Origin of the sequence: Pseudomonas sp. FSL R10-0399 (genome assembly GCF_009600165.1) — a bacterium.
In the GTDB taxonomy this organism is placed as follows: domain Bacteria; phylum Pseudomonadota; class Gammaproteobacteria; order Pseudomonadales; family Pseudomonadaceae; genus Aquipseudomonas; species Aquipseudomonas helleri.
In genome coordinates, this window is sequence record NZ_WIWK01000002.1 from 78634 (window position 1) to 91243 (window position 12610).

General features: G+C 57.9%; 11 protein-coding genes, 1 pseudogene and 1 riboswitch. Of the genes and pseudogenes, 5 read left to right on the forward strand and 7 right to left on the reverse strand.

From position 1 onward, the window contains the following. The first annotated feature begins 73 nt into the window (after positions 1–73). Positions 74–970 (forward strand): GlxA family transcriptional regulator, encoded by an 897-nt coding sequence (locus GHO41_RS01015; protein WP_178109934.1) that lies wholly within the window; start codon positions 74–76, stop codon positions 968–970. Between the two features lie 84 nt (positions 971–1054). Here the strand turns inward: GHO41_RS01015 and zapE are convergent, their stop codons facing one another. The 3 genes from zapE to GHO41_RS01030 form a co-directional block, all read right to left on the reverse strand. Then, the gene (zapE, locus tag GHO41_RS01020; RefSeq protein ID WP_048389911.1) at positions 1055–2149 is read right to left on the reverse strand and encodes a cell division protein ZapE; all 1095 of its coding nucleotides are present in this window, start codon (positions 2147–2149) and stop codon (positions 1055–1057) included. 91 nt (positions 2150–2240) lie between these two features. After that, positions 2241–3596, reverse strand: coding sequence for a tryptophan--tRNA ligase (locus GHO41_RS01025; protein ID WP_048367217.1), 1356 nt, complete (start codon positions 3594–3596; stop codon positions 2241–2243). Positions 3597–3619: 23 nt separating this feature from the next. Next, complete coding sequence (locus GHO41_RS01030; protein WP_153432668.1) at positions 3620–4255, reverse strand: alpha/beta hydrolase; 636 nt, start codon at positions 4253–4255, stop codon at positions 3620–3622. A gap of 139 nt (positions 4256–4394) precedes the next feature. Between GHO41_RS01030 and GHO41_RS01035 the strand changes: the two genes are divergently transcribed. Further along, entirely contained in the window at positions 4395–4829 is a 435-nt protein-coding gene (locus tag GHO41_RS01035; protein WP_048367220.1) for a YhcB family protein, read from the forward strand. 108 nt (positions 4830–4937) lie between these two features. On the opposite strand, the gene GHO41_RS01040 is transcribed toward GHO41_RS01035, so the two are convergent. Together GHO41_RS01040 and GHO41_RS01045 are read right to left on the reverse strand one after the other, a co-directional pair. After that, entirely contained in the window at positions 4938–5654 is a 717-nt protein-coding gene (locus tag GHO41_RS01040; RefSeq protein ID WP_048367221.1) for an OmpA family protein, read from the reverse strand. 102 nt (positions 5655–5756) lie between these two features. Beyond that, a complete protein-coding gene (locus GHO41_RS01045; RefSeq protein ID WP_153328568.1) occupies positions 5757–6401 on the reverse strand; it encodes an MBL fold metallo-hydrolase in 645 nt (214 codons plus the stop codon). 272 nt (positions 6402–6673) lie between these two features. Here GHO41_RS01045 and GHO41_RS01050 point away from each other — a divergent pair. Then, positions 6674–7591, forward strand: a pseudogene (locus GHO41_RS01050) (Abi family protein). Positions 7592–7718: 127 nt separating this feature from the next. On the opposite strand, the gene GHO41_RS01055 reads toward GHO41_RS01050, so the two are convergent. Together GHO41_RS01055 and GHO41_RS01060 are read right to left on the reverse strand one after the other, a co-directional pair. Continuing rightward, positions 7719–9485: a DUF1302 domain-containing protein gene (locus tag GHO41_RS01055; protein ID WP_153432670.1), complete on the reverse strand. Its 1767-nt coding sequence runs from the start codon at positions 9483–9485 to the stop codon at positions 7719–7721. Between the two features lie 176 nt (positions 9486–9661). Further along, a complete protein-coding gene (locus GHO41_RS01060; RefSeq protein ID WP_048367227.1) occupies positions 9662–10291 on the reverse strand; it encodes a LysE family translocator in 630 nt (209 codons plus the stop codon). An 80-nt stretch (positions 10292–10371) separates the two neighbouring features. On the opposite strand from GHO41_RS01060, the gene GHO41_RS01065 reads away from it, so the two are divergent. Further along, positions 10372–11337: a 2-hydroxyacid dehydrogenase gene (locus GHO41_RS01065; protein ID WP_153432672.1), complete on the forward strand. Its 966-nt coding sequence runs from the start codon at positions 10372–10374 to the stop codon at positions 11335–11337. 31 nt (positions 11338–11368) lie between these two features. Then, the gene (locus tag GHO41_RS01070; protein WP_153432674.1) at positions 11369–12367 is read left to right on the forward strand and encodes a class I SAM-dependent methyltransferase; all 999 of its coding nucleotides are present in this window, start codon (positions 11369–11371) and stop codon (positions 12365–12367) included. A 50-nt stretch (positions 12368–12417) separates the two neighbouring features. Further along, positions 12418–12537: riboswitch (yybP-ykoY riboswitch) on the forward strand. Positions 12538–12610: the final 73 nt, after the last annotated feature.

Here is a 12610-nt window from a genome sequence, read left to right on the forward strand (position 1 = left end):
GCGGCGCGTCAGCGTTTTGGCCACGGATCAGGTGTTCGCTTCTACCCTGATGCAAGCCAAGGATTTCTTTCACCTGGCCAGCCTGCGCCACGGTAAACAATTGGGCCAAGGCTTCAATGCCAGCTTTGAAACCCGTCTCGTCAGCCCCGACAGCCTGCCCGTAGGCAGTTTCAGCAATGTGTTGCTGCCCGTCGATGGCGGCCTGGATGACGCTGACATCATCATTCTCCCCGCCTTCTGGGGCGACTTTGACACCCTGTGCCAGCGCTACCCGCAGGTCATGCCATGGCTGCGCGAGCAACATGCACGCGGCGCCGTGTTGTGCGCAGCAGCCACCGGGGTGTTCTGGCTGGCAGAAGCCAGCTTGCTCGACGGTAAGGAAGCCACGACGTACTGGCGTTTTTTCAACACCTTCGCCGAACGCTTCCCACAGGTGCACCTCAATCAGGACAAGCACCTCACCGACGCCGACAACCTGTATTGCGCGGGCGGCCCTACCTCGGCCTGTGACCTGTACATCTATTTGATTGAGCGTTTCTGCGGCGCGAATATCGCCCAGGCCGTGGCCCGCGACATTCTGTATGAAGTGCAACGCAACTACTCACCGGGGCGCATTGGCTTCGGCGGGCAAAAGCTGCATCAAGACGTGATTATTTTGCAGATCCAGCACTGGCTCGAAGAGCACTTTGCCGACAAGTTTCGTTTCGAAGACGTGGCCCGTGAACACGGCATGAGCATCCGCAACTTCATGCGCCGCTTCCAGATCGCAACGGGGGACAAACCCCTGCATTACCTGCAGCGCTTGCGCATCGAAACCGCCAAGGGCTTGCTGTCTGCCACCCGCAAAAGCATCAAGACCATCAGCTACGACGTGGGCTACGACGACGCCAGCTTCTTTGCGAGGCTGTTTCGCCAGCACACCGAACTGTCGCCCAACCAATACCGGCAGCAGTTTCAGCAAGCGGCGTAATTTGGGCAGACAATCTGTAGGAGCGAGCTTGCTCGCGATCTTTTGATTTTTTAAAAGACCAAAAGATCGCGAAACAGCGCTCAACTAAGGCTTGTGGGCGCGTGTCAGGTATTCGTGGGATTGCATTTCGAGCAAGCGGCTCAGCGTACGCTGGAACTCGAAGCTCAAACGACCACCGGTGTAGAGGTCTTTTAGCTCGACTTCAGCCGAGATGATCAGCTTGACGCCACGGTCGTAGAACTCGTCGACCATGTTGATAAAACGACGCGCGATGTCGTCGGTTTTAACGTCCATTTGCTCAACACCGCTGAGGATCACGGCGTTGAAGATCTTGCCCAGTTCAATGTAGTCGTTCTGGCTACGCGGGCCATCGCACAGCTCGCGGAAATCAAACCAGGCCACATCATCACAGGTACGTAACGCACGAATGGTGCGGTTCTCGATGACCAGGTCATCGTTCTCGACCGCCCGAGTTGAGTTGTGCGTCAACGCTTTGAAGCTCTCGCGCAGGCACGCTTCTGAGGCGTCATTGAGCGGGAAGTGATACAGCTCGGCTTGCTCAAGATGGCGCAAGCGGTAATCGACACCGCTGTCGACGTTGACGATATCGGTGTTCTGCTTGATCAGCGCAATGGCCGGCAAGAAGCGGGCACGCTGCAGGCCGTCCTTGTACAGACCGTCCGGGACGATGTTGGAGGTCGCCACCAGGGTCACGCCGTTCTTGAACAGCTCTTCCATCAGGGTGCCGAGAATCATGGCGTCGGTAATGTCCGACACAAAGAATTCGTCAAAACAGATCACCCGCGCTTCATCGGCAAAGCGCTTGGCAATGATGGTCAGCGGGTTTTTCTCGCCATTGAGGGTGCGCATTTCTTCGTGCACACGCTTCATGAAGCGGTGAAAGTGCGTACGCACCTTCTGCTTGAACGGCAAGGCATCAAAGAACGTATCGACCAGGTAAGTCTTGCCCCGGCCCACACCGCCCCAAAAATACAGGCCTTTGACCGGCGTGATTTCTTTTTTGCCAAACAGCTTGCCCAGCAGGCCAGGCTTGCTCTGCGAAGACGCGACCAAGTCGTCATAGAGACGCTGCAGGTGACGCACAGCGTTTTCCTGCGCGGCATCGTGGAAGAAGTCCGGGCGTTTCAGATCAGCTTGATATCGTTCTAGAGGCGTCATAATTCGCTAGCTGGGCAACAAAAACGGGCCGACACTTTAGCGACGGCCCGGGGGAATGGCAATCAAACCTGGGACGAAACGTCGCAGTTTGTCAGTCTTGCGCAGGCACCAAGGCCAAGCGCAACGCTTCGATTGCCGCATCACGTGCTGCGTCATCGGCAAATGCCGGGCTGTCGGCAACACTCGCACCGTCCAGCCAAACGCTGAAACTCAAACCGTCAGCGCGTACATCCAGCGCTTCACCCGATTGCAACTGCTTGGTCACCTGCCCCGCCGTTTTGCCATCGGCGAAGCTGCGCGACAGCAGCAATTGCTCGCCATCAGCGCTCAACAGACGGAAACGGAAGCTGCCGTCTTCATCGCGGAAGCTGACAAAGCGCGGGCCTTTGGCGGCTTTCTTTTTGCTTGCCGCCGTGGTTTGTGCAGCGTTCTCAAACGAACGCAGGCCCACGGCTTCGCGCAGCTCATCCAAAAACGGCGTTGCGATCGCACGGGCTTTTTGCGCGCCGGTCTTAAGAATGTCTTCCATATCTGCGGGGCGCGACATCAGGTCGTGATAACGCTCACGCGCTTCGCCCAATTCGGCGTCCAGCAGCTTGAACAGACGGTCTTTCGCCTCACCCCAGCCCAAGCCCTGCAACAGCTCGCTACGGAACTCAGCCGACTGCTCAGGCGTCGAGAACGCCTGGTACAAGGTGAACAAGTGCGAGTTGTCCGGATCTTTGGCTTCGCCCGGCGCACGGGAGTCGGTCACGATCCGCGAGATCGCGCTTTTCATATCTTTGGCGCTGGTAAACAACGGAATGGTGTTGTCGTAGCTTTTCGACATCTTGCGACCGTCAAGACCTGGCAAGGTCGCCACGCTTTCTTCAATCAATGCTTCAGGCATGGCGAAGAACTCTTTGCCATTGCCGAACAAGTGGTTGAAGCGCTGACCGATATCGCGGGCCATCTCAACGTGCTGGATCTGGTCACGACCCACCGGTACCTTGTGCGCGTTAAACATCAAGATGTCTGCGGCCATCAGAACCGGGTAGCTGTACAAGCCCATGGTGATGCCCGCATCCGGGTCTTCACCGTTTTCCAGGTTCTTGTCTACCGACGCCTTGTACGCATGCGCACGGTTGAGCAGGCCTTTGGCCGCCACGCAGGTCAGAAACCACGCCAGTTGCGGGATTTCCGGGATATCAGACTGGCGATAGAACGTCACACGCTCAACATCCAGACCGCCCGCCAGCCAGGTGGCTGCGATTTCCTGACGCGAACGCTGAATGCGCTGCGGGTCATCACATTTGATCAGGGCGTGATAGTCGGCCAAAAAGTAAAACGAGTCGGCGTTGCTGTCACGACTGGCAAGGATTGCCGGGCGGATGGCACCGGCATAATTGCCCAGGTGCGGCGTGCCGGTGGTGGTGATACCGGTGAGGATACGAGTACGAGTGGTCATGGGTAATCGCTTATCAGGCTGTATCAATTCAAAAGGCGTGGCGCTACCAACTCTTTGAGTTCGGGCAGCTTGCCGTGAAAAAAGTGTCCGCATTCTGCCACTTTCAGCAGCTCATGGGGGCGCGAGAGGTCTTTTGACCAGTCATAAACCAGTTGCGGATCAATCACTTCGTCGGTTTCAGGCTGGATAAGCGTGATGGGGCACGTCTGTGGCAGCGCATCTTCATCACGCAAACGCATCACCGCAGGCGCGACCATAAACAGGCGTGCGAGCTTTTCGCCCTGCGCCTCCAGTCGTCCACCCAGGCTGGCGGCGACAAAACCACCGAATGAAAACCCCAGCAGGGTCAGCGGCAGATCCGGGTATTGAGCACGCAACCAACGGGCAGCCGCCAACGCGTCGTCGACTTCGCCAGTGCCCATGTCGTGGCTCCCGCCACTGGCCCCGGTGCCACGGTAATTAAATCGCAACGTAACAAGACCCGCATCGCGCGCAGTGCGCTGCAGGGTCGAGACCACTTTATTCATCATCGTCCCACCCTGCACCGGGTTGGGATGGCACAGCAGCGCGAGGCCGCGCGGCTCAGCAGAATCGAGGTATAAAGCTTCCAATTGGCCAACCGGGCCATCAATCACTACGGGGGTTTCGCGGGTAAGCAAGAAGGAACTCCGTGACCTCAAAGTGGGTCGACACGTCTAGCTGATAGATTCTGTCTGGCATATTTGCGAGTGCATCGCGGTATACAGCGCAGGTCCGAGCCGTTAACGTAAAGCAAAGCCGTTTATAGAGGAAGGACTCGTGGAAAGCTCGCTCTTAATTTGGTTGTTGCCGACCCTGGCTCTGGTTGCCGGTGTCGTCATTGGTTTTCTGGTCGCTCGTCTGCTGCCGAACGCCGCGCCTAATCGCACGCAGCGTCAGCTGGACGATATCCAGGAACGTTTTGATAACTATCAGGGTGAAGTCGTTACCCACTTCAACACCACTGCCAATCTGGTGAAGAAACTCACCCAGAGCTACCAGGAAGTACAAGATCACCTCGCCGAGGGCGCCAACAGCCTGGCCCTGGACGAGCAAACACGCCAACGTCTGCTGGCTGCCCTGCACTCTGAAGCCCCACAACCGCACCGCGAGCGCCTCACCCCGCCGCACAGTTCCGAGCCGCCAAAGGACTACGCGCCAAAAAGCCCGAACGCCCCCGGCATGCTCGATGAGCACTACGGCCTGAAGAAGTAATTCACCCGGCCAGACGCTCAACAAAAAGCCCCGCGATCAGCAATGATCGCGGGGCTTTTTTAGTGGGCGCTGGAGTCACTCCCAAGGGTTGTGACTCCACCTGCCACGTTACGGGTACTGTTGAACCTGACCCTGCTGCTGGTAGTTCATGCCCGGGATCGGCATCAGCGTAATTTGTACACGGCGGTTCTGAGCACGGCCGTCCGGGGTGGCGTTGCTGGCAATCGGATCTGCCGGGCCTTTACCGATCACCGACAGGTACTGACCGCTCACGCCCTGCGACGTCAAATACGTTGCAACGCTTTGCGCACGCTGTTGCGACAACTGCTGGTTGAAAGCATTGTTACCGGTGCTGTCGGTGTAACCCACGATCTGGATCTGCTGCTGGTTGTTCAACTGCTTCAGCGAATTGGCGAGGCTGTTAAGCGGCTGATAAAAGCTTGGCGCAATGTTGGCAGAGCTGGTGGCAAACGTAATGTTGCCCGGCATCACCAGGGTAATGTTGTCGCCTTGGCGCTGCACTTCAACGCCGGTGTTGGCCATGCTGGCGCGCAGTGCGGCTTCTTGCTTGTCAGCGTAATAGCCGTAGCCCGCAGCCCCCAGGCCCGCGACCGCAGCGCCAATCAGCGCGCCCTTGCCACGGTTGTTGTGGTCAATGGCAGCACCGGCAACAGCACCGGCCAAGGCACCCAGACCACCGTACTTGGCGGTGTTGCTCATGCCCGACGAGGCCTGGCCCTGGTTGTCATAAGGGTTAGGAGAGGCGCAGCCGGCCAACAAGGCAATCGCACTTGCAGCAACAATCAAACGACGCGAAATAAACATGGTGAAGCTCCTACTTAATCTTTCTGGGTCAAAGGCCGCTGGCAGTAGACCTCTGTGGAACGTTGGAACACGACCAACGGTAAAAATTCCATTACATCTTGTTTAAGCGCGAACAAACGGGTTCTCCCGCATTTCGTCGCCAAGGCGAGTATCCGGACCATGCCCGGTGACCACGGTGGCATCCTCATCCAGCGTATACAGCCGCTGCTTGATCGAACGCACGATAGTGGCCTGATCGCCGCCCCATAAGTCTGTGCGCCCAACGCCTCGACGAAACAGCGTATCGCCTGCGATCAACAGCTTAGACTCAGAAAACCAAAAACTCATGGACCCAGGCGTATGCCCCGGCGTGTGCAGCGCAACACCGCAGCCACAGGCCAGCTCTTCGTCATCGGCCAACCAGCGATCGGGGGGCGGCACCGGCGTATACGGCACGCCAAACAAACCGCATTGCATCTCCAGGTTGTCCCACAAAAACTGGTCTTCCTTGTGCAAATGCAGCGTCGCCCCGGTTTTCTCCTTGAGCTGACCCGACGCCAAAAAGTGATCCAGATGCGCATGCGTATGGATGATGCTCACCACCTGCAAACCCAGCTTCTCCAGCCGCGCCAGAATCAACTCATGGTCACCGCCCGGATCCACCACAATGGCTTTTTTAGTGAGCGGATCACCGATGATCGTGCAGTTGCACTGCAACGGCCCGACGGGGAAGGTTTCGCGGATGAGGGTGGGTTTTGCTGGATTCATCAGTGTTCCTGTAAAAGCTTGATCTAAAAATAAAGGTGATAAGAATTGCAAAATCGGGCATTTCTCATGCGGATGCTCAAAATGCTTGAAGTACACGGCCACTGTTAACCAGCCATTTCATATCGTAGCCGAACCAGATCAGCCAGCAGCTCTTTGCTAAGCCCCCAATCCAACGGCTTAAACCACCCTTGTACAAAGGCAATCGCGTAATGGCTTACAACAGACCCTGGAAGTCCTTCTCAGATCAACTTCAGCAGTTGAAAGATCGCGGCATGGTTGTGACCGATGATGTCGCCGCACTTAACTACCTGGAGCGTATCGGATATTACCGCCTGACCGCTTACTGGTATTCCTTCAGGCAGTTTCAGGTGGCGCAAGACCCCGTCACTAAACAACTCAGCACGGTGCGTACCGATCAATTTGAAACCAAGACTCAGTTTGTAGATGCCGTGGAGCTGTACCTCTTCGATAAAAAGCTGCGCCTTCTGGTAATGGACGCTCTGGAGCGCATTGAGATTGGTCTTCGCGTCGATATCGCTTAACTGTTAGGTCAACGCAATACCTTCGCACACCTGGATGCGACAGCATTACACCCCACATTTGCCGGCAAGATAGACAAACGCAGTGGCAAAACCACTTTCGACATCTGGCAGGATAAATACAAAGGGTTGCTGGATCGCTCCAAGGAAGATTTCGTCAAACATTACCGCGAAAAACACGGCCCACATTTACCTCTGTGGGTCGCCGTAGAGATATGGGACTTTGGCGCCATTTCACAGTTACTGGCCATGATGAAAGTCGCGGATCAGCAGCAGATTGCCAGCAAATATGGGGTCAACGATTGGAAGGTCTTCAAAAGCTGGGTTCGCTCTCTCAGCTACCTGCGCAATCTGTCCGCCCACCATAGCCGTTTGTGGAACCGCAACATGACGGATCAACCCGGCCTCCCAACCCACAAAGGAGACATTGACTGGTGCGATGACTTCATAGGTAAAGCTGACCTTATCGCCAGGCCTTTCTTGCTGCTCAGCATTGCCAGACACATGATCAAAGTGGTTTGTCCACGTACTGAATGGCACCTGCGTGTGCAGCAACATTTACAGCAATTTCCGCTGCAACATTCAAATCGCAAGCTGTCCATTGCGGACATGGGGGCCCCGACCGGGTGGGAAGGGTGGTGGATCAAATAGATCCAGGCCGAAAAATAAAAAACCCCCGCGTAAGCTCAATTAAGCGCAAAGAGGCGGGGGCCGTGTTGGGGCCAATACTAGAGGCCATGTTCGAATTGATCAAGCACTTGCTAAACCGCAGGCGCGCTCAAAACTTCAGCCCCACGCTCAACGCCACAAAGTCGCGGTCGCTGAGGGTGTTGTAACGCCCGCCAAAGAAGTTGGTATACGACAGGCTGCTCAAGTAGGTGTTTTCGTATTCGGCATCAATGCCCAGGCTGATGGCCTTGCGGCCTTCGTTGAAGGTGTTGTCCGGGCCCGGCGAGTAGCCGCTGACGTCATGGGACCAGCCCAGGTTGGGTTTCAGGTCCAGGCCGGGCAAAACTTTGTTGTAGTCCCACACCGCACGGGCACGATAGCCCCAGGCATTGGCCGTGGTGAAGCCGTCATGGCCGTCAGAACCAAACACCGGGTCACGCCCGTAACGCGCCTGCGCGCTGCCTTCCAGCCCGCCAACGTGGATCACTCCGACCTCGCCGGTCAGCGTCAGCCGATCAGCGCCCATGGCGTTGTCGAAGATATGCCGCAACGAGGTCTGGAACTGGGTGATTTCTTTGCGCCGATATCCCTGGTTATCAGCACCCGGCATCACGCTCAAGGGGGAAGCATCGGCAAGGCCGGGCAACAGGGTCACGTTGGCGTACAGCAGGTCGTTGCTGTTGAGTTGTACCGGCGCGTTGGGGCGATAGCTCAGCTCGCCTTTCCAGACCGTGCCTGTGGATAACGTGGTGTTGAAGCTCAATCCATACAGGCGAATGTCTTCGGGGTATTCAACGTAGTAGCTGGCGTTGCCGGCCACTATCATTGGCGCCAGGCCGCCCGTACCAGAGGCAGTGTTGTACACCGATTGCGACGCCGCACGACCACTGAGGATCGGGTCACGGCTGTGGTAGTTCATAAAGAACGCACCAAAATCGGTGTCCAGCGGCTCAAACACGTAGTGCAGGGCCAGGCCAAATTGCCCGCTGTTGCGCGCATCACGATCAGCCCCGCGACGCACCAGCACGCCCTCCTCGTTCACCTCGACTCCCGCCGAGGTCAGCGCGGCAAGGTCGGCGACATTCAGTGCAGAGCGCTTGCTCATCACCCGGTAATTGCCGCTGCAGCCATCGGCCATCACGTCGGATTGCGAGAAGAAGGTCCCGCAGTTATCGGCTTCGGACTGTTCCCAGTCGAGCTGGTAAAAGGCTTGGGCAGACAGGTTGTCGGTCAGGTTTTGCGAAAGGTAGAACAGGTTGACCGGGACCAGGCCATCTTTGAAAGCGGTGCCGGGGCGTCGATAGGCGGAAACGTCCGTGGGGTTAATCGCATTGATCCCACCGCCTATAAATTCACCTTCGCCCCAACTGACCACTTGTTTGCCTACACGCACCGACCCCGGCTGATCGCCAATCGCGTAGTTGTGATAGACGTAGGCGTCCAGCAGTTGCGTGCCGGCCGACTGCGCCGACGCCCGGCGACCGCTGTTACTGATGGGTTTGAAGGGGCGACTATCGTCTTGCAGCTCAAAGTCGTACCAGTACTTGCCGCGCACATAGAGGCCGCTGTCGCCGACCTTCAGCTCCAGGCCGTGAATACCGGTGAAGAGTTTCGAAAAGGTTTCGCCGCGCTTGAAATTGAGACGGCCATCGTCAGAAATTTCAGAGTGACCTTTACCGCCATTGTTGGCGCCGATGAATTTGCTGTCGGCCTTGGCGGTGGACCAACTGGCGCCGATGGACAGTTCGGAGTCCAACTGGCCTTCGACTTCGCCAATGTTAAAGCTCACGCCCCAAGCGGGCCCGGCGAGCACCGAGGCGAGGCTGACTGCCAAGGGCAGTTTGGCTCGGCACCAGAACCGGCTGACTGAGGGCATTGATACTTCTCCGTGCGCACGCTGCAATAAGCCCGCAAGGATGAAGGAAAACCAGAATTTGACAAGATCGGGCGTAAACCAAACCACGGGCTTCGCGAAAAACCCGATGGGTGCGAGACAACGGGGGGCTTCGCCCCCCTTCGCAGCCTTCGGCAGCGACTACGGCTCTTTATGGATCAATGCATCTCGGTGAAGGCCAGTTTCACGCCTAATGCGACCAGTACCGCGCCCATGGTGCGGTCAAACCAGTGGCCCATGCGGGCAAAACCGGTGCGCACGCGCTGATGGCTGAACAACATGGCCACCATGCAGAACCACACGCCCGTCGCCACCGCCAGGTACACGCCGTAACCGGCCTGGATCGCCAGCGGTGTGTGCGGGTTGATCACAACGGTGAACAGCGACAGAAAAAACAACGTCGCCTTGGGGTTCAGCCCGTTAGTCACAAAGCCCGAAGTAAAGGCGCCGCGCGCGGTGCGCTCGCCCACCGGCAATGCCGCAGCAACAGCGGCAGGGTCCGCAGGCTTGGCGCGCAGGGCCTTGAAGCCGATGTACAGCAAGTACGCTGCGGCCAACCACTTGAGCGCGTTAAACAGCACAATCGACTGCGACACAATGATCCCGATACCCAGCAACGAATACCCCACATGCAGGAAAATCGCCGAACCCACGCCCAGCGCGGTAAACATCCCCGCACGTCGACCGTGGGTCACGCTTTCACGCACGACCACAGCAAAATCCGGCCCCGGGCTGGCCACAGCCAACAAGTGAATCAAGGCGACAGTCAAAAATTCTGTCCAATACATGCACGGCTCCATTACAAATTGTTTCTTCTGTTAGGCTCGACACCTTACGCCTTCACTCGACAGCACAAAAGGTACAGTTGATGACGAATACTCACCGCGCAGTCTTCCTTGATCACCCGTCTCTTGACCTCGGCGATCTTGACCTCAGCCCCCTGCGCAATGCGTTCAGCGAGCTGCAGTTGTACTCAGACACCACGCCAGACAACATCATCGAGCGCTTGCAGGGCGCCAGCGTCGTCATCAGCAATAAAATCCTGCTCAACGCCAGCACCCTCGCCGCCTGCCCGGACCTCAAGCTGATTTTGGTCGCTGCCACCGGCACCAATAACGTGGATCTTGAAGCTGCGCGCGAGCACGGCATCACCGTTGCCAACTGCCAGGGCTACGGCACGCCATCGGTGGCGCAACACACCCTCGGCCTGCTGCTGGCGCTGGCCACACGGCTGGTCGATTACAACAAGGCCGTGGCCGACGGCAAATGGCAGCAGGCCAAGCAGTTCTGCCTGCTGGACTACCCGATTGTTGAGCTGGAAGGCAAAACCCTTGGCCTGTTTGGCCATGGCGAGCTGGGCAGTGCGGTGGCCAAACTGGCCGAAGCTTTCGGCATGAACGTGTTGATCGGGCAGATTCCCGGCCGCCCGGCCCGCGCCGACCGTCTGACGGTTGACGAGTTGCTGCCACAGGTCGACGCCCTGACCTTTCACTGCCCGCTCAACGAACACACGCGCCACTTTATCGGTGCCCGCGAACTGGCGCTGCTCAAGCCCGGCGCGTTTGTGGTGAACACCGCGCGTGGCGGCATGATTGATGAACAGGCGCTGGCTGATGCCCTGCGCAGCGGCCACTTGGGCGGAGCCGCCACCGACGTGTTGAGCGTCGAACCGCCACGCGACGGCAACCCGCTGCTGGCCGATGATATTCCGCGCCTGATCATTACCCCGCACAGCGCCTGGGGCAGCCGTGAGGCGCGGCAGAGAATCGTCAACCAACTCACGCAAAACGCCGAAGCCTTCTTCAGCGGTACAGCGCTACGCGTCGTCAGTTGATAAACTGCGCTCCTTTTTTGAGGAGCACAGTATGGATCCGCGCAGTGAAGTACTGCTTCGTCAGCCTGATTACTTTCAGGGTTCGGTACTGTTAGTCGGTTTACCGGCTGACGAATTGCTCAACGCGCTGCCCAACGCCCACGGCTGGTGCTGGCACGCGGGCGATCAGGCGGCACTCGATGCGCGCTTTGCCGGGCGCGTGCACTTTGGTGTCGAAGTCCCGGAGCGGGCCTTCGACACCGCTGTGGTGTTCTTGCCCAAGTCCAAGGAATTGAGCGATTACGTGCTCAAGGCCGTGGCCGCCCGCCTGCCCGGCGCCGATGTGTTTTTGGTCGGCGAAAAGAAAGGCGGCATTGAGGGCGCGTCCAAGCAACTCATCCCTTTCGGCAAGCCGCGCAAGCTCGACAGCGCGCGGCATTGCCAACTCTGGCAAGTCACCGTCGACAACGCCCCGGCAGCCCCCGTGCTTGAGCAACTGGCACAGCATTACGAGCTGGAACTGGCCGAAGGCCCGTTGAAAGTCGTCAGCTTGCCGGGGGTTTTCAGCCACGGCCGCCTCGATCGCGGCAGCGCCTTGCTGCTTGAACACCTGGACAAACTGCCCGGCGGTCATCTGCTGGACTTTGGCTGCGGCGCGGGTGTGCTCGGTGCCGCGGTCAAGCGCCGTTATCCGCATAACAGCGTCACCCTGCTCGATGTCGACGCCTTCGCCACGGCCAGCAGCCGTCTGACATTGGATGCCAATGGTCTGGAAGCTGAGGTTATTACCGGTGACGGGATCGACGCTGCGCCGATGGGTTTGAATGCCATTTTGAGCAACCCGCCGTTCCATGTCGGCGTACACACCGATTATCACGCTACCGAAAACTTGCTGAAAAAATCGGTCAAACATCTGAAAACAGGTGGCGAACTCCGACTTGTGGCCAATAGCTTCCTGCGCTATCAACCGCTGATCGAAGAGCAATTCGGGCACTGCGCCGTCAAGGCTGAAGGGCAGGGTTTTCGGATCTACAGTGCGAAGCGTCGCTGACAGTTTTTGAAAATCAGGGCTTGCCGTATCGGATTTGCCTAGGCAGAATCCGCTCCGTCCTAGGGGAGTAGTCTCCCACGAGCAACACGCTCGTCCGGCATGCGTCAACATACTTGGTCAACAGACCATGGCGCATGCGACCCAGGCGTCCGCACAGACGGACCAGGGTTTGACAAGACCTATGACACGAACACCTTACCCGGGGCGGGAAGGCTGTACGTGTCATAGCCGTGTCGACCCGCC

Coding starts and splice junctions, on each gene's coding strand:
- zapE (WP_048389911.1), bottom strand. CDS start 2,149: ATGACGCCTCTAGAACGATATCAAGCTGATCTGAAACGCCCGGACTTC.
- GHO41_RS01025 (WP_048367217.1), bottom strand. CDS start 3,596: ATGACCACTCGTACTCGTATCCTCACCGGTATCACCACCACCGGCACG.
- GHO41_RS01040 (WP_048367221.1), bottom strand. CDS start 5,654: ATGTTTATTTCGCGTCGTTTGATTGTTGCTGCAAGTGCGATTGCCTTG.
- GHO41_RS01045 (WP_153328568.1), bottom strand. CDS start 6,401: ATGAATCCAGCAAAACCCACCCTCATCCGCGAAACCTTCCCCGTCGGG.
- GHO41_RS01055 (WP_153432670.1), bottom strand. CDS start 9,485: ATGCCCTCAGTCAGCCGGTTCTGGTGCCGAGCCAAACTGCCCTTGGCA.
- GHO41_RS01060 (WP_048367227.1), bottom strand. CDS start 10,291: ATGTATTGGACAGAATTTTTGACTGTCGCCTTGATTCACTTGTTGGCT.
- GHO41_RS01065 (WP_153432672.1), top strand. CDS start 10,372: ATGACGAATACTCACCGCGCAGTCTTCCTTGATCACCCGTCTCTTGAC.
- GHO41_RS01070 (WP_153432674.1), top strand. CDS start 11,369: ATGGATCCGCGCAGTGAAGTACTGCTTCGTCAGCCTGATTACTTTCAG.